At 60.7% G+C, this 21,627-nt stretch carries 20 protein-coding genes; 6 read left to right on the top strand and 14 right to left on the bottom strand.

The annotated features are described in order from the left end of the window. Positions 1 to 105: 105 nt before the first annotated feature. Complete coding sequence (locus tag HUU46_15975; GenBank protein NUM55142.1) at positions 106 to 1,344, top strand: PQQ-like beta-propeller repeat protein; 1,239 nt, start codon at positions 106 to 108, stop codon at positions 1,342 to 1,344. A 104-nt stretch (positions 1,345 to 1,448) separates the two neighbouring features. On the opposite strand, the gene HUU46_15970 is transcribed toward HUU46_15975, so the two are convergent. The 3 genes from HUU46_15970 to HUU46_15960 form a co-directional block, all read right to left on the bottom strand. Beyond that, positions 1,449 to 2,579: an alginate lyase family protein gene (locus tag HUU46_15970; GenBank protein NUM55141.1), complete on the bottom strand. Its 1,131-nt coding sequence runs from the start codon at positions 2,577 to 2,579 to the stop codon at positions 1,449 to 1,451. A gap of 112 nt (positions 2,580 to 2,691) precedes the next feature. Continuing rightward, positions 2,692 to 4,083, bottom strand: coding sequence for a PmoA family protein (locus tag HUU46_15965; protein ID NUM55140.1), 1,392 nt, complete (start codon positions 4,081 to 4,083; stop codon positions 2,692 to 2,694). A gap of 57 nt (positions 4,084 to 4,140) precedes the next feature. Then, positions 4,141 to 4,917: a hypothetical protein gene (locus HUU46_15960; GenBank protein ID NUM55139.1), complete on the bottom strand. Its 777-nt coding sequence runs from the start codon at positions 4,915 to 4,917 to the stop codon at positions 4,141 to 4,143. 265 nt (positions 4,918 to 5,182) lie between these two features. Here HUU46_15960 and HUU46_15955 point away from each other — a divergent pair, with 265 nt between their 5' ends. Further along, on the top strand, positions 5,183 to 6,559 hold the full coding sequence (locus tag HUU46_15955) for a hypothetical protein (protein ID NUM55138.1): 1,377 nt from the start codon (positions 5,183 to 5,185) through the stop codon (positions 6,557 to 6,559). 182 nt (positions 6,560 to 6,741) lie between these two features. Here HUU46_15955 and HUU46_15950 read toward each other — a convergent pair whose 3' ends face one another. From HUU46_15950 to HUU46_15935, 4 genes are all read right to left on the bottom strand, one after another. Further along, positions 6,742 to 7,425, bottom strand: a complete 684-nt coding sequence (locus HUU46_15950) for a class I SAM-dependent methyltransferase (protein NUM55137.1) — start codon at positions 7,423 to 7,425, stop codon at positions 6,742 to 6,744. Next, entirely contained in the window at positions 7,422 to 8,111 is a 690-nt protein-coding gene (locus HUU46_15945; GenBank protein ID NUM55136.1) for a class I SAM-dependent methyltransferase, read from the bottom strand. The genes HUU46_15950 and HUU46_15945 overlap by 4 nt, the downstream gene beginning before the upstream one ends. Before the next feature lie 106 nt (positions 8,112 to 8,217). Then, entirely contained in the window at positions 8,218 to 9,789 is a 1,572-nt protein-coding gene (locus tag HUU46_15940) for a glycosyltransferase family 39 protein (protein ID NUM55135.1), read from the bottom strand. After that, positions 9,782 to 10,582 (bottom strand): class I SAM-dependent methyltransferase, encoded by an 801-nt coding sequence (locus tag HUU46_15935; protein NUM55134.1) that lies wholly within the window; start codon positions 10,580 to 10,582, stop codon positions 9,782 to 9,784. Before HUU46_15935 ends, HUU46_15940 begins: the two co-directional genes overlap by 8 nt. A 268-nt stretch (positions 10,583 to 10,850) precedes the next feature. Between HUU46_15935 and HUU46_15930 the strand changes: the two genes are divergently transcribed. Beyond that, positions 10,851 to 11,018, top strand: coding sequence for a hypothetical protein (locus tag HUU46_15930; protein ID NUM55133.1), 168 nt, complete (start codon positions 10,851 to 10,853; stop codon positions 11,016 to 11,018). A gap of 59 nt (positions 11,019 to 11,077) precedes the next feature. Further along, positions 11,078 to 12,097, top strand: a complete 1,020-nt coding sequence (gene queA, locus HUU46_15925; protein ID NUM55132.1) for a tRNA preQ1(34) S-adenosylmethionine ribosyltransferase-isomerase QueA — start codon at positions 11,078 to 11,080, stop codon at positions 12,095 to 12,097. On the opposite strand, the gene HUU46_15920 is transcribed toward queA, so the two are convergent. The 7 genes from HUU46_15920 to HUU46_15890 all read right to left on the bottom strand — a co-directional run bounded on the left by HUU46_15920 (position 12,086) and on the right by HUU46_15890 (position 18,895). Beyond that, a complete protein-coding gene (locus tag HUU46_15920) occupies positions 12,086 to 14,296 on the bottom strand; it encodes a PBP1A family penicillin-binding protein (protein ID NUM55131.1) in 2,211 nt (736 codons plus the stop codon). The genes queA and HUU46_15920 overlap by 12 nt on opposite strands. An 81-nt stretch (positions 14,297 to 14,377) precedes the next feature. Beyond that, positions 14,378 to 14,800: a VanZ family protein gene (locus tag HUU46_15915; protein NUM55130.1), complete on the bottom strand. Its 423-nt coding sequence runs from the start codon at positions 14,798 to 14,800 to the stop codon at positions 14,378 to 14,380. A gap of 8 nt (positions 14,801 to 14,808) precedes the next feature. Beyond that, entirely contained in the window at positions 14,809 to 16,245 is a 1,437-nt protein-coding gene (locus HUU46_15910) for a hypothetical protein (GenBank protein ID NUM55129.1), read from the bottom strand. A gap of 80 nt (positions 16,246 to 16,325) precedes the next feature. Next, complete coding sequence (locus HUU46_15905; GenBank protein NUM55128.1) at positions 16,326 to 16,742, bottom strand: STAS domain-containing protein; 417 nt, start codon at positions 16,740 to 16,742, stop codon at positions 16,326 to 16,328. Then, positions 16,735 to 17,163, bottom strand: coding sequence for an ATP-binding protein (locus tag HUU46_15900; GenBank protein NUM55127.1), 429 nt, complete (start codon positions 17,161 to 17,163; stop codon positions 16,735 to 16,737). Before HUU46_15900 ends, HUU46_15905 begins: the two co-directional genes overlap by 8 nt. Before the next feature lie 61 nt (positions 17,164 to 17,224). After that, positions 17,225 to 17,722, bottom strand: coding sequence for a glutathione peroxidase (locus HUU46_15895; GenBank protein ID NUM55126.1), 498 nt, complete (start codon positions 17,720 to 17,722; stop codon positions 17,225 to 17,227). Positions 17,723 to 17,812: 90 nt separating this feature from the next. Further along, positions 17,813 to 18,895, bottom strand: coding sequence for a DUF1573 domain-containing protein (locus HUU46_15890; GenBank protein NUM55125.1), 1,083 nt, complete (start codon positions 18,893 to 18,895; stop codon positions 17,813 to 17,815). Between the two features lie 198 nt (positions 18,896 to 19,093). Between HUU46_15890 and trxB the strand changes: the two genes are divergently transcribed. Continuing rightward, positions 19,094 to 20,053: a thioredoxin-disulfide reductase gene (trxB, locus tag HUU46_15885; GenBank protein NUM55124.1), complete on the top strand. Its 960-nt coding sequence runs from the start codon at positions 19,094 to 19,096 to the stop codon at positions 20,051 to 20,053. 95 nt (positions 20,054 to 20,148) lie between these two features. Next, the gene (locus HUU46_15880) at positions 20,149 to 21,180 is read left to right on the top strand and encodes an IS110 family transposase (protein ID NUM55123.1); all 1,032 of its coding nucleotides are present in this window, start codon (positions 20,149 to 20,151) and stop codon (positions 21,178 to 21,180) included. Positions 21,181 to 21,627: the final 447 nt, after the last annotated feature.

Below are 21,627 nucleotides of genomic sequence, written 5' to 3'. Positions count from 1 at the left end.
GAATGTTGCGAAAGGAAGGCGTGTTTCGTACCCTGACATCGGACTGCTTTTGGTGCGAACCGTTGCGCAATGGGTAGAGCTGTAACATTTCATGGAGTAAGTGCAATGCATCGATTTGCCAAGTATGGGTGGACACTTATGGTCGTCGCCGCGTTGGCGGTTCCGGCGCTTGGGGCGGATACCCCCCAGTTCCGTGGCCCGGCGCGCGACGGAATATTCCCGGATACCGGGCTCCTCAAGACCTGGCCTGCGAACGGCCCCGAAATGCTGTGGAAAGTCGAAGGCGTCGGCCAGGGCTACTCGTCCGTCTCTGATGTCGGCGGCACGATTTACGTGACGGGCATGTTAGATGACAACAAGGGGTACTTGTTTGCGTTGGATGGAAACGGCAAGGAGAAGTGGCGTGTCACGTACGGCGACGAGACGCTGGACAAACAGGCCCCAGGCGCGCGCGCGACGCCAACCATCGACGGCGATCGTCTTTATCTGATGTCAGGCCGCAGCTTGCTGGTCTGTCTATCCGCGAAGGATGGCTCGAAGATTTGGGAAGTGGACGCGCGCGAAAAGTTCAACGGTGTATCGACGACGTGGGGCTTCTCGGAGTCGCCGCTGGTGGATGGGGACCTCGTCTTTGCGACGCCCGGCGGGCCGGACGCGGCGGTAGTCGCCTTGAACAAGATGAACGGCGAGACAGTGTGGACGAGCAAGGGCTTCAGCGAGGTGAGCGCGTATTGTTCGCCGGCCATGTTCACGTTTGGCGGCAACAAGGTGCTCGTGACGATGACGGGCAAGTCGGTAGTCGGCATCGATCCGAAGACCGGCAAAGTGTTGTGGTCGCACGTGCACGAGACCAAGTACGATATTCACGCGGTCACGCCGGCGGTTGAAGGCAATATCTTGTATTACACCGGCGGCTACGGTTCGGGCGGCGGCGCACTCGAGGTCAGCGCGGACGGCTCGAGCGTGAAGCCGCTCTGGTCGGACAAGAACCTCGACTGCCAACACCACGGCGTCGTCATTCTCGACGGCTACGTATATGGCACAGGCCACGACAACAACAAGTTGATGTGCCTCGAACTCAAGACCGGCAAGTTGATGTGGAGCACGGATGAGGTCACGCAGGGCGATATCCTGTACGCGGACGGCATGCTGTACGTGTACGAAGGACCAAAGAAAGGCGTAGTCAACCTCATTAAGCCCAACCCGGAGAAGTTCGAGCGCGTCGCGTCGTTCGCCATCCCGGAAGGAAAGGACAAGCATTGGGCCTTCCCGGCGATCTCGAACGGCAAGCTGTTCATCCGCCACAACGGAAATCTGTACGCATACAAAGTGGCGGCAAAATAAGCCGTCCTTTGCTGGGAGCTATGAGAGGAATGAGAGCTATGGGGCAACCCGCCCCATAGCTCCCGTAACGCTCATAGCTCCCAACATTCCTGAAGCATGCCCGTTTAATCCGGCTTGAAATACATCAGGTGATCCATCGCGACCGCTTCGGCGTCGGCGGGAAACTTCGCAAGCGCCTCCGTGTATGGCCCATCGGGATACGCAGCCGCCGCGCGCCGCACGACGGGATAAAGTCTTGACGGATCGAACGCTTCGATCTGTTTCATTTCCCACTCGCGATCGCCGGTCGCGAATGGGAGCAGATAATCGAGCGCGGCGCGAATGCCTCCACCCCCGTCGGGGACGTAGTTCCACAAATCGCAATCGAGCCGCCGCCCAAGCATCGCGAGGCGCACCATCGCGTCGAGGTTCATCACGCTGTAGTCCCACGACTTTGTACGCGCGAGTTCGAGCGGTTGTTTGCCGTCGGGCCGGATTTGTTTCGCAATGCGCTTTTCCGCGGCGTCGCGTACGGTCTGCCTCGCAAGGTCGATGTTGCCGCCTTCCATCGCAAACGTCGCCACCATGACGTCGTACCAGGTGCCGTGATTGTTGAGTGCTTTCGACTCGGCCTTGCCAAGGTCGCTTTCGGAAAGCCATTTCGAGAAGTCGGCCAGCCACGCGTTCCACGCGGCTTCATCCTCCGGCTTCCACGCGCCGGAGTCTTCGAGTACCCGCAACGCATCGATCAGATCGAGGATTGTCATGCCGCGGATAATGCCGGTGCGCGATCCCTTGTTCACGCCGGGGACGAATTGCGCGTAGTTCAGGTTCGGGCTCATGCGCGTCTCGGGCGAGACAAACCAAGCGCGCAGCGCGCCCGCGGCCTTCTCCGCGTACTTCGCGTCACCGGACAGGCGCCAGGCAACTGCGCAGTACTCCACAGTGTCCGACATGTGGAAATACGCCACGCGATCGTATTTGTCCGTTTCGGCTTCGGGATTCACAACGCCGTCCCGCATCACGTACGGCTTGCCGTCGACTGTGGACGTGTTTGGCCAGTGGTACGGTGAGAGCGTAAGAAAATCATGCTTGTCTCCGCTCGGCGGCGTCGCGGACTTGTCCATCACCGTCTTCACGGACGTGGACAACAGCTTGTCTGCCTTTTCAATCACTTCCGCCGAGGCATTGGGATACGCCTGTTTCAACGCCTCGCGATTCGTCGCGTCATCGGCACACGCACATACAGCGGCCACTGCCGCAACCCCAAATGCGAATCGAACCATATCGCTGGTCACTCCGATTCATCGACAAGAAAAAGCGCCCGGGCCGAAGCCCGAGCGCCAAGAATCACGAACGAATTATAACCTATTGGGCGGCTTTTTCGTGGCCCGGAATGTCCTTGTGCGCGTCGACGCCTTTGCTGTTGATCCTGATGTCCGACCAACTGACCTTCGGCGGGTTGACGTAGTCCGCGTACCGGTCGGCCACCTTCGCGCCGTTGGCGTCGCCGCGATGGACGTATACACGGTAGTTGAACGTCAGCGACTCGCCCACCTTTATCGTGTAGTCGCCGTTCTTTTCCTTGTTTGTGAAATAGCTCAGGCCAAAGCAGTTCGCGCCCATGAGGCCGTAGTCGCGCACGTGCCACGTGGTGGGGTAGCGCAGGTTGTTCGGATTATCGAACACCGTGATGCCATGCACGCCTTGGCCGTCGATCGTGCCGCTGTAGTCGCACCATGGCGACGGTTTGCCCCAGCATTCGGCCATGCCGGTCTTGCCTTCCGCGTTCGTGATAACGCCCTTCGGACGCACCACCACCTTGCGTGACTCGGCCTGTTCCTGCGCGAATGCGTCCGCTTCCTTGCGGTCGTCGAACATCTTGAGCACTGCATTGCTCCCGGTATCGACAACCGAGTACGTCTCGCGTTCGATGATCTGATCGTTCACGCGGAACGCGGCAATACCGCCCTCTTTGGTGTCGCCAAAACGCACGTCCGTGTCGATCGGCCTGAACGTTACTTCAAGATCGACCAGGCGGGCCGTCTTCTTCCCGGGGTAGAAGCGGTATTCGCGCTCTTCCTTACACACCGGCGTGCGGTCCGCGGACATCCACGTGTTCTTCGCGTGTATCCAGCCATAGCCGTCGCCGGAACCGTAGGTCAGCTCGTCCGTCACCTGATAGCCGGCCTTCTCGTTGCGCTCGTCCCAGCAGTCCGCTCCGTTCACGTCGCCGTAGGACGACCAGAACGAGCGCTGGTGTGGATGGTCGGAGGTCATCAGCGCTTCGCCCATCGGATAATCGCGCGTGACGCCGACGGCGCCATCGCTCAGCACGGGCCAAAGATAGGGTTTGCGTTCGTCCTTCTTGTAGTGGTACGTCGTGAACGGCACATCGTCGATCACGACATCGAGCGCGTTGCCCGCCTCGTTCTGCGTAATCTGCACGCGCGGCGGCACGTCGTCCTTGCGCACCTTGACAGTGTACAGGTGCTCGGACTTAGGCCGCGCGCCCTCGGGCACGAAAGTGAACTGCCCATTGCGCAGCGTCCCGGGGAATTCCTTGCCCGTCTTCGGCTCGATCACACGAATGACCTCGCCGTCGCCGATCGTCCCGTCAAACGGTAGCGACACGGGCACGTCTATGCTGGGCTGATCGTTCGCTTCGAGAACAATGGTTTTCCCGTCCGGTGACTCCGCTCCCGCGTTCAACGAGAACGCCGCAACAAGCGCGGCGCATAGTGACATTCGTGCGTACATGGGGTCCCTCCTGTGTGGATCGATGCGCGATGGGCGACGGGCCGGGCGCCGGTGCGGCTAACAAGCGGCCCCGCCGAGCGCAGCCGCTTCGGCTTTAATGCGATCATACCAGTCGATTTCGACCACCTCAATGCCGCGGATGATGATCGGGAATTCGGATTTCTTCAGCGATTGAAAGAGCTCGAGGCCGCGGCTGAGCACGTCGTGCCCCAGCGAAAATCCCGCCAATTCCTCGTCGTGATACAGGTCGGGACGGGACTCCATCAGTTGCTTGGAGTTGTCCATAATCTCGACGGTCGCTTCGAGCAGCCTCACGTTCGACAGATGGTGGAAGAGCCGAAGGATTTCGTTGCGAAACGTGAGCATTTCGTCTTCGGGAAGGTTCGCGACCATCTTCACCATCGTCTCGTGCGTCTCGATGTCGCCCGGCTTCAGCTTGTGCTTCACGGCATACTCGATCAGCCTGCCCTCGATTTTGCGCGTTTCGAGGTAGGCCTCGAGTGTGTTCCTTCCCGCGGCGACCGCAGACGGAAACATGAACCCGAGGCGCCAAACGGACTTCAACGCGATCGTCATCAATGGCATCAGCCGTTTTGGCGATTTGATGATGTCGCCCATGCGGTCAAACGCGTCGTCCAGTTTGTCCCGGTTGTCTGACGCGGGGTAAATGCATTCGAGAAAGTAGTCCCGCAACGCGGCCAGTTTCGCGTCGGTGATTGGCTTCAGCTCCTTGAACCGCCGGCAATTCTCCGGCAGGTACCGCAGCCGCAACTGCTCGCGATACAGATCGATGATCGCGTGCTTCAGCGAAAGGTTCTTTTGCGACGTGGCCATACTACCAGCACATGCGTTCCTTCAAATCCACTATGTGTCGTGCGCAAATTGGGCACGCGGTATCATACCCAAATGGCGCATCTACTCTCAGCCTAAAACCGTGCTGCCGGGTTTGGCCCGCGGTTGCCAGCGCGCTATTGTTGCGTTTCAAATACTCGAATCGGTGCGCTTCCTCATTCGCCCTCAAATCGTCCCGACAAATGCCATTTACGGCCGCCGCCACGCGTGCTAGACTGAACGTGTCATGGCAAGAGGGGGAAATGCCATGCGATGTCCAGCAGGAGTATCCATCGCACTCGCCGGCATTGTGGCGTCGTTGTCGGCCGCCTCCGGCGAACTCGTCCAACCAGACGACTTTGCGTATCTTGGCGCGTTTCGTCTGCCCGGTGGGGAAGAACGGCCCGAGACGTTCGCGTATGGCGGATACGCCATGACGTTTTGCCCCACGGGCGATGCGTCCGGCGGCGCGGACGGGCTTTCGGGTTCGTTGTTCGTGATGGGACACGATCGGTTGCCGTACGGCGAGCTGCCCGATGGAAATCGCATCGCCGAGATTACGATTCCCAAGCCGGTGAAATCGAAAGACCCCAGCGCGTTGAACACGGCGGAGTTTATCCAACCCCTTACGAACGCCGCGCGCGGATTGTTCACGGAGTACGACGAAATCCCCCGCGTGGGCATGCAGTACCTCGACGCGAGCGGCATCGGCCCCATTTTGTTCCTCGCTTGGGGACAACATTTCCACGAAGATGCGGTGAAACAAGGGCCGACACACGCGTGGGTTTCCGCCACGTTGACGAAGCTGGATGCAAAGGGCGCCTGGTACGTCGGCGATGTGTCGCACTACAGCGTCAGCGGATACGTGTTCGACATACCCGCCGCGTGGGCAAACGACAATGCCGGTGGAAAGTTTCTTGCCACGGGCCGCTACCGCGACGGCGGCTGGTCGGGCCAAGGGCCGGCGCTCTACGCGTTTCGACCGTTCGACGCGAACGGGGCCGCCGCGGCAAATGGCGCGCACCTCGAATGTGCGACGCTCCTGCAATACGAGACTTCGCGCAATTCGGAGGACGTCGTGTCCAAATCCATGCGCGGGTATCAGCACGCGGACGAGTGGGAAGACGGCGCGTGGCTCACGACGATGAGCGGCAAATCCGCCGTACTGTTCGCGGGCACGAAAGGCGTCGGCGCAAAATACTGGTACGGTTGGGCGAACCCCGCGGGACCCGATGTACCATGCGTCGAAACCGAATTCGTGAACGATTTCCCGACCTGCCGCAACGCGGACGGATCGGCGTGTCCCCGAACCGACCTCGGCGGGTGCGACGGCCACAACGACTATCGCGGCTGGTGGAGCAGCGCGTTCAGCGCCCAGCTTGTCCTGTATAACCCGGACGACCTCGCGAAGGTCGCGAGCGGCGCCATGCAGCCGTGGGGACCGCAACCGTACGCGGCCGTCCATCTCGATGAGCACCTATTGCTTAACCCGGCACACGTCGAAGAGGACATGATTGGGCGTGGCGTGCAGCGCCGCTTCCGCATCGGCAGCATCGCTTATGACCGCGCCCACGGTCTCCTCTATGTGCTCGAACCCTTTGCCGATGGAACCAAACCGGTCATCCACGTGTGGCGAGTCTCGTAGCCGGTGAATCGAGCCACGTTCGACTATTCGCCTCACCCTTTATGCCCAGTGTGTTGCACTCGGCTTGTTGTGACTTCGCCTGCGAAACGACCCCCTGTTTTCTTGCCGACCAAAGGCAATACCACAAAAACAGAGATTTTCTCTAAATAGTGGCTGCAATCATTGATTGGTCTTACCGCCGCTCATTTCTCGATTTTCGCGACGATGGCGAATTTGTTCGGGCGGTTTCGATAGAGGAACGCGACCGCCAGTACGAATGGGGCCTTGGCAATCCGCTGCCATAGGGGAAACACGTTCCGCACGACCTGTTCGCCCGAGACGTGAATCGGGGCACAGGTGCACGCGTAGCCCTGTCCTTCGAGCAGGGGGAGCAAGTCGTTCGGGTCGATTGCCGGTTCGTTGTTGTACGGCGCAACGCGCAGGAGCGAATGGGGCGCTTGCGTGATTCGAACGAACGGATTGCGCGCATCCGGCTCGACGATGACCAATGTACCGCGCGGGCGTAATACGCGGCGCACTTCAATCAATAGTGGCGCCCACCTGCCTTCGAGGTGGTGCAACACGTCCACGCAATACACGGTGTCGAACGAACGCTCCGCAAACGGGAATGCCTGAGTTGCGTCCGCCACAAGCGACGAAATGCCACGTGTAGCGCTCAAATGCGCGCACCGCTGCGATACGTCGAACCCGATGACGAGCGGTGCGGTCAACGCCGCGGCAATCGCGCCGTCGCCGCAGCCGACATCGAGCGTGCGCCCCTTGTCCGGCACGAGGGCATTCAACTTTTCCAACGATTCGGGCGGGTAGACGTAGAGCGCTTCACCCGCGGCCAGTGCGTCAAACAGCGCCGCTTGCGGACGCCTCACGGTTTCCGGCCCACGTAGAGGATGGCGTCGCCGCGGAACCGCATGAGAAGCCGGTGCAGCGCGCGCGGAAACAGATTGCCCGCGACGAAGAGATTGTGATTGTACGCGCACAACTCGAGCGTCGTCATACCATGCGTCTCGAACAGGAACCGCATTGCATCGCGCGTGAACGGCCGCTTATGGGTGATGTCATTCCAGAACCGGAACTTGTATTTCATAATGTCCGGCACGGTGATGAACGCGATTCCGCCCGGTTTCAGCACGCGCCGGATTTCCGTGGCGATCCTTTCGGGACAGTTGAGGTGTTCGAGCGTGCTTGTCATCGCGAGCAAGTCGACGGAATCTGCCGCGAGCGGGATGCATCCGCGCTCCATATCGGCAAGGACGAAGCCGATCCCCTGCTGTTTCAGTTGCTGCGCGTAGTGGGAATCGAAGTCCAACGCGATCCGCTGCCGAATCGCGGGCACGTTGTAGCTCAGGAACCATCCGTTCCACGCGCCGCAATCGAGCACGCGCAGCCCGGACTTACCCGCGAAATATTCGTCCAACACCCACTTCAACGACCAAATCTTGTGGCCCGTTTGCCCGAGTTGTAGCGCCTTCCGCGCAAGCACACGCATGAACAAGCGCTGAAACGCGCTCGTCTTTTCGAGACAACACCGCTCGTAATTTTCTGCGTAGTTCATGTCCCCAAACTCGGGCCGGGCGCTGACGCGTCGTCACGCCCATCGTAATCGTTAACGCGCTACGTATTCAGTAGAAGGAAAAACACGAATTGTATTCCCCTTCTCGTTACGTTGCTTCCTCGCTTCCCCACTCGTACAGCGAAATGTCGCCGTTCGATGCTTCGTCAATCTTCTTCATGTTCCGTTCGACCCATTCGAGGTCGTCTTTGAAAAACGGCCACATATGGAACCGGCGATGCTCCGCGATAAAGTACCCGCGCGGATGCTCGGATACAAACGCCTTCAATTCGTCCAACGTTCGCATGCCGTCCATACCCGACTCGATATACTCCCAGACAATCACGCGACTTGGGTACCAAGTGTCGATATGCCCCACGTAGTGGAGCGCTGCAATGTACGTCGTGCAGACGATGGCCGCGTCACCGCGGTGTTCTTTCACATACGTGCACGGTTGCCGCCATTGGGGGTGGTGGACGGCCAGCGTCGTGCTTGCGCCGCCGGCGACTTCGATGCAGTCCGCCGCGAGCCGATATTGCGAGACCGTGAGCCGGGCGGTAAACGCCACAATCGCGACGGCCGCAGCCATTCGCCACGCCGATTGCCGCGATGTGCGCACAAACTGGGTCAGGTACACGAGCGCATATGCGCACGCAGCGACATAGAACGGATAGGCGAAGAATAAGAACCGGTATCGCCGATGCTGCGTGATGCCAAAGTTCAGGAGCAGGATTGGGACGACGAACGCGAGTGCGATAAACAGTCCCGGTTTCCCTGCGCGGGCCACGAGAAGCGCGAATCCGGCACATGCCAAGACAAAAAAGCCGGACCCAAGATTGTTCGTATAAAACCGAAAGTAGTACAGGGAATCGGACTGATCGTGATCGACCAAACCATCGTCGGGAGTGTCCGCCCGCAGCGCTTCCTTGAAGATGGCGTCGTGCTCCGCCTTGGGCAGCGTCAGGTAGTAACCCAACAACGTTGCGGCGCCGAGCAGACCGCAAATCGCAATCAACACCGTCCATCGCGATCGAAGCGTTCGGACGCCCAGCCAACGGCAGGCCGCGTACGCGCCGATCGGCCCGAGGAAAAACACGGTTTGCGGTCCGGCGAGCAGACCGATGCAGTAGGCGGCGGCGAAACCGGCCCCCCAACGCGACAGTTTTGTTCGATCAGCCTCGCCAAACCGCCATACGAGCAACATCGTGACGAGATACACGGTTTGGTGCAGCATGTAGAACCGAGCCTGACGCGCCCACGCGAGTTGCCACGGCGACCACGCCATCAGCAGCGCGGTCAATGCGGCCGAGGGCCCGCCAATCAACGGCCTGAGCATCCGGTAGGTGAGGTATACATTCACGACGGCGAATACGGCGGAGATCGATCGCACCGCCGCTTCACCATCGCCGAAGATCGCGATGAGGCCCGCGAGCAAATAATTGAACAGCATGCCGTTGGTGAATACGCGCCCGCTAAGCAACAGCGGCAAGCCCGTTTCGAGGATCTTCTTGCCGACGTAGACATGAATCAGCTCGTCGTGCCACAGGCTCGGGCCCGCCAAATTCGCAAACGCCAGAACGAAAACCGACGCCACCGCCAGGGATACCACACATCGTTCAAGCAATGGGGCCGGGTGGAGCGAAACCCCGGGCGAGTCATCTGTGTTCGTTTCGTTACTCACGCAATCTCTCGATCTCGACGGTAATCATGCTGCCCTTCGAAAAAAACAGGAGTGCGTCCTCACACCTTGCCACCAGCAATAACGGAACCGTAAGGATTTCCTTCAAGACAAATAGCCATGCCGGTGGAGCGCCGCGCTCGACGGACACGGCGGGGTTGCCCGACATGCCCAGCGCGCGAGCCAGCAAGAACTGGGCGTCGGAAACGTTGCTCTCTATCGCGCGGCCCTGGTACGAGACCCGCGTCACCCGATTGCCCGGCGGCAGCATCGCGGCAATGTCGGCCGAATCATAGCCCTGAACCGCGTGGTCGTCCGGGTCGAGCCGCAGACCAAACCAGAGGCCTACCCGCAACGCATGGAATCGCGACGGACACGACACGCGCAACACTCCACCCGGACGCAGCACACGGATGCATTCGCACAAGAATGCGCGCGGCTCGGGCAGGTGCTCGATGATGTGCGATGCGATTACCACGTCGAACAAGACATCGGGGAACGGCAGCGCCAGCGAATCCGACTGCGCATAACCGGCACGTATCGGCGGGCGGACGCGCCCGGCAGTATCGCGCAGCGCGACAAGTGCGCCCCGGGCAAGATCGCTTGCAGTCACGCGGAACCCCATCCATGCGCCGAGTATGACGTTCGCTCCGCCACCCGTACCCGCATCGAGAACGTGCGAGTACCCGCGCGCCCGCATGCGCGCATAGAAGCGCCGGACAGTCCCGATTCCCATGCGCGCGCCAAAATGCCAGAACGGCATGTAGCCGCGCGGCACGCGGTACGCTTCAAACATTCCCGGTCACTCGATACTTCCCCCCCGGCAGGAGCCATTGCTGCGTAATCGTAGTCGTCCTTGGAGTCGTAATCGAATTCGACGGGTGAAAAAACTGAAACGACGTAAGGGACCGAAAGGACACAACAGGGGGCGCGCGGCCATGTTCGATTCGAAGGGATTCGATTACGATTACGAGGACGATTAGGATTACGGGCCGTGACGAAGCGGAGCTTCACGCGAACGGTTGCGAATTCATGGACCGAATGGATGGGTTGGACGAGATGGATTGCATTCAAGGCGAACGCCGATAATCGATTACGATTACGAGCACGAGCACGATAAGTTGACAGCACGAGACTACGTGCAGGCCAGCACGATTACGAAGTACGAGCACGATAAGAAGACAGCACGAGGCTACTTGAAGAGTTGCACGGTTACGATGCACGAGAAGTAGGCAGCACGAGATTGTCTGCTGAGTAGAATCAGCGACGTTTCCGGACCCGATTGATTGCGATGCACATTTCCGAACTGGATTACGATCTCCCCGAGGAACTTATCGCGCAGCACCCGTCCGACCGGCGGGACGCGTCGCGCCTGCTGGTGGTGGACCGCGCTACGGGCGCCATGCGCATCGACGTGTATCGCAACGTCGCGTCGTATCTTCGACGTGGCGATTGCCTGGTGCTTAACCGCACCCGCGTCATTCGCGCGCGGCTGCGCGCGAGCCGGCCGACGGGCGGCAGCGCGGAAATTTTTCTGCTGCACGAACGCGCTCCGGGCACGTGGGACGCGCTCGTGCAACCGTCGGCGAAAATTGCGCCCGGTACGGCCCTGCGCGTGGGCCCGATCACAGCAACCGTCGAGGAACGACTCGGCAACGGCCGACGCCGGGTCGTGTTCGATCGCGTGGACGTGTTGCGGATCCTTGAAGAGGCCGGCGAAGTGCCCTTGCCGCCCTACATTCGCCGTGCGCACACCGACCCCGCCGACGTGGAGCGCTACCAGACGATATACGCGAAAGAACCCGGGTCCGTTGCCGCGCCCACGGCGGGGTTGCACTTTACCGAGGACGTCTTCTCATCGCTCGACGCGGCGGGAATAACGCGCGCAACGTTGACGCTGCACGTTGGCTATGGAACGTTCAGTCCCATTCGCGCCGAACGCGTCGAGGACCACACGCTCGAACCCGAAGCGTTCGAACTGACTGAAGAAACGGCGGCTGCGCTCAACGCCACGCGCGCGGCGGGCGGGCGCATCGTCGCGGTGGGAACGACGACGACGCGCGTGCTGGAATCACAATTCAGGGACGGCGCGATTCGCGCGGGGACGGGCGAGACTGCACACTACATCTACCCGCCATACACGTTTCGCGCCGTGGATGCGTTGCAGACGAATTTTCACCTGCCGCGCAGCAGTCTGTTGGCGTTGGTATACGCGTTTGGCGGGACCGAACTGGTGCGTGAGGCGTACCGGCTCGCGATTGCGGAGCGGTTCCGCTTTTACTCCTACGGCGACGTGATGCTACTCGTCTAACGGCGACGGCGTGTGCATGGCCGCTAGGCTTCGCTGCTCCATTTGCTGTTCGATAGCCTCGATGTCGTCCGGGCCGATATCGGTCGATTCCGGCGTGGGTTCGTACTCGCGGTAGGTGCCCTTGACGAAGGCCTCTTTGAATCCGCCCTGCGAACCTCCGCTCTTCTGTCGCGAGACATTGTGCCATTCGACTTTGCCTTCCGGGACCACGAAATCCTGCACCGGTTCGCCGTCCAGGGCCGCCTTCATGAAATTCGTCCAAACCGGCACTGCCTGGCGCCCGCCGGTGAAATCCGCGCCGCGGCCGAGCGACCGGTTGTCCTTGTACCCGATCCAGACGATGCAGGTGTATTCCGGCGTGAACCCGCAAAACCACACGTCGCGCGCGTCGTTCGTCGTGCCGGTCTTCCCGGCGCGGGGCCGGCCCAGTTCGCGCGTGCGCGCGCCGGTGCCGTACTCGGCAACGCCCACCAACATGTGCCGAAGCACGTAGGAAACGTCTTCGCTCATCACCCGCGTATGTTCGGGTTCGCACCGGTATCGCTCGATTCCATCGCGATCCTTTATGGATTCGATGAAAATCGGCTTCGTGTACATCCCTCCGCACGCAATCGCCTGATACGCCGAGCACTGGTCCAGCACGGTCACTTCGTTCGTGCCCAGCCCAATGGTCAGCCCCACGTCGTTTCGTACGGAAACCTCCGGGAAACACTTTTCAATCGTCGCCTTGACGTTTTCTACGCCGAATTCCTGCACCAATTTCACCGAAACCACGTTGATCGAACGCTCGAGCGCGTAGCGCAACGTGACCGCCCCCGAGTAATCGCCCGAAAAGTTTTTCGGCGCCCATACGGACGCGCCGCGGCGTATAACAAACGGTTCGTCCATGCGAATTGTCGCGGGGCTGATGAACTTGTCGCGGCCGAATTCGAGCGCGGTCGCGAAGACGAACGGCTTGACGCTCGAGCCGGGCTGGCGAAGCGCCTGCGTGGCCATGTTGTATTGTTCGACGTCCCAATCGCGCCCGCCCACCAGCGCGCGCACGTACCCCTTGAAGCCTTCGCGATTGTCGATGCACACGAGCGCGCCCTGTACCGGCACGAACTCGTCCTCGCGCCTCGCGCGCTGCAACGATTTCAATTTGAGTTCGTCGAACTTCTTGAGTTGCGCGAAAAGGGCCTCCTCCGCGGCGCGCTGCAGGCGCATGTCGAGCGTCGTGTTAATTTCGTAACCGCTTTCGAGCAGCGTCTCGTCGTCGAACAGACCTTCGCGTATCGCGCGGACCTTCATCTCGCGGACAAAGTATGGCGCGTCGAATTCGTTCGGGACGTACAAGTTCTTCGCGGTCTCGAGCTTTTCCGCGAGTTCGGCCGGTGTAAGCGCGTCTTCGGTGACGGGCCTTGCGCGCGCCTCGTCGTATTCCTCGCGCGTAATGAAGCCGTGTTCGATCATACGGTCGAGCACGAGATTGCGCCGCACCTGGGCCGCTTCGGGATGCAGATCGGGCCGGAACGCGTTCGGCGAACCAAGTATGCCCGCGAGAGTCGCTGCCTCGGTCAGCGTCAGGTCCTTGCACGACTTGAAGAAATACATGCGCGCCGCCGCCTCGACCCCGTGCGCGCTGCCACCAAAGAAAACCTGATTGAGATACAGCTCGAGGATTTCGTCCTTCGTAAACTCCCGCTCGACCTGCAACGCGGCGATCATCTCGCGCAGCTTGCGCGTAGCCGTGCGCTCTTTCGAGATTCCAGTTGCCTCTTCCGCGTTGCGCACGAGCTGCATCGTAATCGTGCTGCCGCCGCGCACGCGCCCGGTCTTCGCGATGTATAGGACGGTATTAAACATCGCGTCGGGCCGCACGCCCTTGTGTTCATAGAACAGCGCGTCTTCGCCCGCGACGACGGCCTTTTGCAGGATCAGCGGCATCTCGCTTAACCGGATCAGTTGCCGGTTCTCGACGTTATACTCGCCCAGCTTCGTCGCGCCGCCATCCGCGTACACCTTGCTGCCGACGCGCGGACGGAACTGGTCCAATGTCGCGATCTGCGCCTTCGCGCGCTCCATCTGGAATGCGAATACGCCCAGCCCTGCGCCAAAACAGGCGCCGACAACGGTTATGAAGACGAAGAAGAGCGGGGCGCACCCGCGCGCTTGCAGGCGTTTCGCAAGGCTGTCGACGTTGGGAAGGCTCTCGGACATTGGAGGATCGTACCATGCATGTTTGTGCCGCACAACGGCGGCTTGCACGTACTGTTTATCCCAATCGTTCGGGAAAAGTTCTCACAATTCGGCTTGCGCCTTTTCGTCCGATAAGGCCTTCGGGACCTCCTGGGGCGCGCGGCGCCAGTACGCGTAACACAACCCCGCCTGCGCGAGCGTTGCGCCGGCGAGGTTTGCGAGCAGGTCGCCCACGTCAAAGGTGCGGTTCGGCACATACAACTGATGGATTTCGTCCGTAAGACCGTAGAGCGCCGCAAACAAGATCGGCACGAAGCATTGCGCCCACGCCGAGACCGGTTTGCCCGACCGCCGCATGCCCACCGACACGATCGTGCCCAATACCGCATACAGCGTAGCGTGGACAACCTTGTCGAGGCCGAGAATCTGCCATGGGAATTCGAATTCCGGCGGGCTGGTGTCCGATGAAAGCACCCAGAGGAATCCGCAGTACAACGCGGTTGCGACAATGTAAGGCAGGCGCATCGCGGGCGTTACCGGAGGTACCCGTGGGTGATGCCGTGCTCGTCGAAGCTAAACACGTAGGTCGAAGGGCCGTAGGAAATGCGATTGCAGAACCACAGATCGACCGGGATGGCAGGGTTGTACATCAGACCGGCGTTCGCCGGGTAGGGTGCTCGAATCCAGTTTCCGTGCACGCGGCCAATCGCCGCCGGCGCGCTCACGACCTCTCCCAGGAGCGAGGTCGAAAGCAGCGGTGCAGTCGGTCCGCCGCCTGACAGCAGGTCCGCGAGCAAGAGGAACTGGTCCACGGTCTCGTGCTGATTCAGGAGAAAGTACCCGATCGCCATTTGGAAAACTGTGCGCGAATCGATTACGTAAATATACGCCAATGCCGGCAGTAGCTCGTCGGGGTTGTTCATGTATGTTGCCGGATGGACGATGCGGAAGTGGCGCAAATACCGCGCCTCGACGGCGCCCGCGTTCGCGAGAATAATGTCGCGGCGCGCGATCAACGCGGGCCGGACCCAGAATTGCACGGCCTGCACGGCGCGCACGATTTCCTGCGCGGCGATTGCCGTGAACTGCGGCGCGATCGGCCCCTGGTTTTCGATGAACTCTCGCGGCGACGTGTATACGTCCATCGAAATGTACGGCAGGTAGACGATCTGACCGGAAGTGGAAAAACCGGTCCCGGGCGCGATGCCCGTTGCACTCGGCACGATAATGGCGCGAATCGCGTGCAACTGCTGCGGGATCGCGGCCAACAGCGACACAAGGCTTGCGTAATGGCGGTCGCCGAATGCGCCATTGTCGAACACCAGGATACCGAACCGTTGCCACACCAACATTGGCGCGGGCGGCAGACCCAGCAACTGTCCGACGGTATCGCGCGCACGGCTGCCGGCGTATTCCGTCAGGGTCAGCGCCGCCTGCACGAAGAGCGCGTATCGCCGAGGGTCTTGTGCGAACGTGCGTAACGAACCGCCACCGAGGGTCCGCGACAACTCGTCGAATGCCATCGACTGGGCATGTGTATCCAGAGCCTGGAGGGCATAGTGAAGCCAGCGAAACGCTGTCGCCAATGAATCATAGGCGGCGGGCAACTGCGCGGCTCGGGGCAGCGCGGCCTTCGCCGCCTCGCTCGCGCAGAGCGCCGAGATAAGCCCCAGGCGCGGGTGCTCCCGGTCGTCCGCTTCGATCAACACGGTTTCCCAGAACGCGCCGAGCGCTTCCGTGAACGCGCCGGTGGTGAAGTATTTTTGGAAATCGCGCCGCCACTGATCGACGGTCACCGTCTCGTCGTACAGGCGATCGGCAAGCGCGTTCGCCGCGGACCTGTCGCCGGAAAATGCGACGGCGCTCAAATAGTCGGCAATCTTGGCGGACGGATCGGAAATCTGCGCAAACGCGCTGGGAGCGGCCGCAGCCATCAATGCAACAAAAACCAACGCGAACCGCCGCATCATTGTGGGTCCCCCGCGACGCTGCACCGGCACAACCAACGCTTAGGCGTACGATCGCGCCCGGCGGCGTCGGAGTGGCGAAACTATACGTCTTTCTGGACGTGCGACCATGCGGTTTCTTCAGCTTCGATCGTCAGCGAGCGCGCGTATTTGATTACGGCCTCGTCCGCCGGCGCGCTGTAGATCGTGAACAACTTGTCCAGGTTTGTAATCTCGAACACCTTTGCGATGTCCTTGTTCAGCGAACACAGCTTCAAATCGCCACCGTCGGCCTTGCACGCCTGATTGATGCGCAGCAACTCCGTCAATACCGCGCTCGACAAATACTCGACGCGCCCGAAGTCGAGCAGGAGCCGCAGCCCCGGATTGCGTTTCACATAGTCGCCGACCTGCGCGCCGAACTGCGATACGTTCATCGCGTCCAACACGCTGCCGGCCTCGATCTGTCCGACGGTGATCGCGCCGCGCACGTCGAAACTTACCAATGGCTTGTCACTCACAGGAAGCCTTCCTTCCACTCAATGCCTTTCGGCGCATCCGCATCTCGAGGCATTTGCATTCGTTGTTGTAGGTAACCCTTTCCATGCAGTATCGGATGAGACAAATCCCGCGCCCATTCGCCTGCTCCAATTGGGGCAGATGAATGTCTTCGGGCGCGAAACCGCCGCCCTCGTCGTACACGCGGATGGTGCACAGATCGTTTTCTTCCACCATCTCGATGCGCACCTTTTTTGCCGGGTCGCACTTGTTGCCGTGGTCGACGGCGTTCACAAGCGCTTCCTCGAGGCACAGTTGCGCATAAAACTTCTGATCGGGCTCGACCCATCCATGCTCGACGAGCGCGCGCAGCGCCGCCTGTAACACGCGCCCCATGGCGTCCATCGTGCTGCCGAACTGTTCTACGAAGAACGGTTTCGTCACAAGCCTGCCCCTGTGCCGAGCCAACCAAGCCTAACGAAGGATATCATACGGCCCCGCGTGCTTAAACCCGCGGCGGCCATTCCGTTGCGAGCTCGCGTTCGATGAGTTTTACCACGCTGGACGCATCGGGCGGTGTCGGCGGTTCGATGCGCGCCTTCACACGGCCGTCCCGCCCGACGAGGAATTTGGTGAAGTTCCATCGGATTGGCCCGCCGAGGCCGCTGGACGTGTCCAGTGTGAGCGCGCGATAGAGGGAGGCGGCTGAACCCCCTGAAACGCCGGTCTTGTCAAAGAGTTCGAATGTCACGCGGTAGTGTGTATCGCAGAACGTCCGGATTTCGTCGTTCGTCCCCGGTTCCTGCCCGCCAAACTCGTTGCACGGGAAGCCCAGTACGGCGAACCCTTGACCGCTGTATCGTTCGTGCAGTTTTTGCAGCGCCTCGTACTGCGAAGTAAATCCGCATTTTGACGCGACGTTGACGATCAGCAACACCTTGCCCGCGTACCGATCGCCAAGACGAGACGATTCGCCGTTCGCTCTTGTCACCGAGCAGTCCATTACATTCGCACCGTCACCCTGTTTTGGCGGCACTACCTGGCCGGCAGTCCGCAACACGCGCCGCGCTATCGTCCGCAACAAGCCCATGGGTTAGAACCTGTCCGTCTCGTGCGCGTCGGCGTCGCCGGCTTCGACTTGCTGCTTTGCCGCGGGCGTGTCCGGCTCCGTCGTGTAAAGAACGCCTACGTGCTCTTCTACTTCCACGCCGCCAACGCTGGCTCTTACGCGGAGTTGAGCGGGAATTTTCGACTTCTTCGCCTTATCGCCCGGTCTGAAAGCAACGCGCACCCGCACCGTTCCGTCGGGGGCGTCCGGCTCGATGGTCGCCGTGAAACGCTTTTCACGTGTAATCGACGCGGTCACTTCGGAAACGGGATCGCCGTAGGTCGACTTGAATTCCACGATCGTGGATACGGGCTCCCCGTCTGCTCCGGGTCGCAGCACAACCTGCCGCACCACCGCTTCCAACGGCTTTGTGACGTGCGCGCGCACGAGGATGAACTTGTCCGGCGCGTCGGCATCGTTCGTTGTGACCACGATCTGATCGGCTACTGATCCAAACGGCGCGTCCGGACGCGGCTTAATGACGACATCGACCGTGCCGTCCTTCGCGCCGGGGCGCGACGTGATGTCGAACTTCTGTGTGTCGAATTTGATATGGGACACCGCCAACGGTTGCTGGCCGGGATACGTCGCCAGCGTGACTATCTGCTCCGGTTGCTCGCCTCGCTTGAACGGGGTGAAATCGACGGACGGCGTGTATTCTTCCGCCGCGGCGCCTTTCAGGACGAGCTCGTCCGGTGTCGCGCCGTCGGCGTAGTTGACGATCACCTTCGATTCGATCGCGCCTTTCTTACCGCGAAGATTCAATTTAACGGGCAGCTCCAGCGATTTCCCCGGTTCGATTACAGTGTTCTTCTCGACCTTCGCCGCCGTGCAGCCACAGGTCGTCTGCACGCGGCCAACCTTGACCGGCGCCGTGCCGGGGTTGGTCAGTTGGAAGGTATGCTCGATGGTGACGCCCTGCCGCGCCGTGCCGAAGTCGAAAGTTTGCGTGCGGCGCTCCGTGATTTTCGGCCGCGAATTGAGTTCGTTCTTTGCGCCGGTTTGCCCGCAGGACCAGGCGATCAGTCCAGCGGCAGCAACCAGAACATATGACACAGCGGTGCGCACGCGCGTACTCCTTGTTCCTTCTGCGATACCAATGCCGAAAGTGAGAATCATACACAATAGCGCGGTCCCGATAGCTCTTCGAAGTTGCTGCGTGCGCGTTCCAGTCCGTATAATCCGGCCCTTGTACGTGAACAGTCCCGCCGGGATGAATTCTTGGGACAAGTCAGTCTCATTCCGCCCCTGCGTTAGGAGTAATTGATGGAAAAGGTCATCATTATCGGTTCGGGTCCGGCTGGGTATACCGCCGCGTTGTACTGCGCTCGAGCGAACTTGTCGCCGCTGCTGTTCGAGGGCGAATTGAGCAGCGGAAACCTCCCCGGCGGCCAGCTCATGACCACCACCGAGGTCGAGAACTATCCCGGTTTTCCCGACGGTGTCACCGGCCCGGAGATGATGGAACTGTTCAAGAAGCAGGCTGAGCGCTTCGGGACGCGCATCGAACCCAAAACGATCACGGCGGTCGATCTGTCGAAGCGGCCGTTCACCGTTACGTCCGAATCGAAAACCTGGCAGGCGAAATCGATCATCATCGCGACCGGCGCGACGGCGAAATACCTTGGCCTGCCGTCGGAAGAGAAATTCATGAACCGGGGTGTATCCGCATGCGCCACGTGCGACGGCGCGCTCCCGCGGTTCCGCAACAAACCGCTCGTGGTCGTTGGCGGAGGCGACACCGCAATGGAAGAGGCCATCTTCCTCACCAACTACGCGAGCAGGGTCCATATCGTCCACCGGCGCGACAAATTCCGCGCGAGCAAGATCATGGCGGATCGCGCGATGGCGAATCCGAAAATCGTGTGCGAGTGGAACTCGGTTGTGGATGAAGTGTTGGGCGACGAAAAGCCCGGCGTGACCGGTGTTCGACTGAAAGACGTGAACACGGGCGCTACGCGCGAAATCGAGTGCACGGGGTATTTTTCCGCCATCGGCCACAAGCCGAACACCGAGCTGTTCAAAGGAGTGCTCGATATGGACGAGACCGGCTACCTCATCACGAAGCCCGGCTCGACGTACACGAAAATCGACGGCGTCTTTGCGGCCGGCGACGTGCAGGACCACGTGTACCGCCAGGCCGTCACCGCCGCCGGCTCGGGCTGCATGGCCGCGATCGATTGCACCCGCTGGCTTGAAACAAACGAGTACTGTTTGAATGTATGAGAGGGAGTTAAAGATGGCCTGCACAGCCGGCCTCCCTGGGGTTACGATGCTGGTGTCTGTATGCGACAGCGGCGCAACCCGCAAGGAGGTTCAGCATGTGTTCACCACATTACTACGCAGGGCTGGATTTGCACAAGAAGACCATCGTCTTCTGCGTCAAGCAAGCGGACGGGACGCTCGTGGAGGAAGGGACGATTCGCGCGGTGAAGCCGGAACTGGAGCGATGGCTTTGCGAACGCGACACGCGCTGCGTGGTGGCCTTGGAGGCGACGATGTTTACGGGATGGGTCTACGATGTGTTGGTTTCGCACGAGGTCGAGACGCACGTGGGGCATCCGTACATGCTGCGGGCCATTGCCGCGGCCAAGAAGAAGAACGACAAGGTCGATGCGCGGATGTTGGCGGACCTGTTGCGGTGCGATTTGTTTCCGTCGTGTTACATGGCCCCGGAGAAGTTGCGGGAACTGCGGCGGGTGATGCGGTACCGCAATTTTCTGGTGCGGGAGTCGGTGCGCATGCAGACCAAGACGGCCGGTCTTCTGATGGAGGTCGGGGCCGAGTACAACAAGAAGAAGTTGAAAGGCCGCAAGTACTTTACCCAGTTGGTCAACGAGCTCACGCAGGTTCCGGAATCTGTGCGCCGCTTGCTGCGATTGAGTCACGACACGATGGAGGCCTTTGAACGGCACCAGCAGTGGATGGTGGACGAGTTGGCCCGACACCCGGACCTGTGCGAGCGGGTCGAGCGGCTCATGACGATTGACGGGGTGGGCGTTGTGACGGCATTGACGTGGGCGCTCGAGATAGGCCCGCCGTCTCGCTTTGCGTCGATCGGCAACGCCGTGAGCTATTGCGGCCTGTGCAGCGCGCAACGCGAGTCCGCCGGAGTGGCGCACCGCGGGCCGATTTCCAAGCAGCGCAACAAACATCTGCAGCGGGTCTTGGTCGAAGCGGCCAAACTGGCGCCGCGTTGGAACGCGCACCTGGCCGGTGTGTACGACAAAGAACGTGAACGCGGGGCCGATCACAACCAAGCGACCTTGACCGTGGCCCGCAAGCTGGTGGCCTACCTGTTGGCGGTCGACAGGTCCGGCAAAGTCTTTGAACAGAGGAAGGAGGCTGCATAACGGGTCATACGCATGCGCTTTTGCCCGCCGGTCCTCGCGTAATAGGGACTGGGCGAACCGAGCCAGAAGCGAGGGGATGCTCCCTGTAGTCTGTTTCGAGGCCGGCGGGTTCACCCCAACTCAATCTTCGGCGAAAGGGCGCAAGCCTCGGATGCCGCAAATGGATGTCTGGCCGCGTTCGGTATACGACGCGTCGGTCACGAGTGAAAGCAATCGCGCACGCACCATTCGCGTTTATCGCTTTGTGGACTACCAGGTACAAAAAGAGGCAGAGCCGAAAGCCCTGCCTACCCGTATAGCCACCCGCGTCGGCGCTCGGGTCGCTCGCCAGCGTTGCCCTATCCTCCGCGCGGGTAAGGAAAATTATATCCAGACAATGACACTCGAGCTACCCAGGGACGCAAATCTCCACTTTGCTCTTGACTTTTCTCATCATGGATGTCCCTA

This window comes from Candidatus Hydrogenedentota bacterium (assembly GCA_013359265.1).
Taxonomy (GTDB): domain Bacteria; phylum Hydrogenedentota; class Hydrogenedentia; order Hydrogenedentales; family SLHB01; genus JABWCD01.
This window is presented reverse-complemented; position numbering and strand designations above follow the sequence as displayed.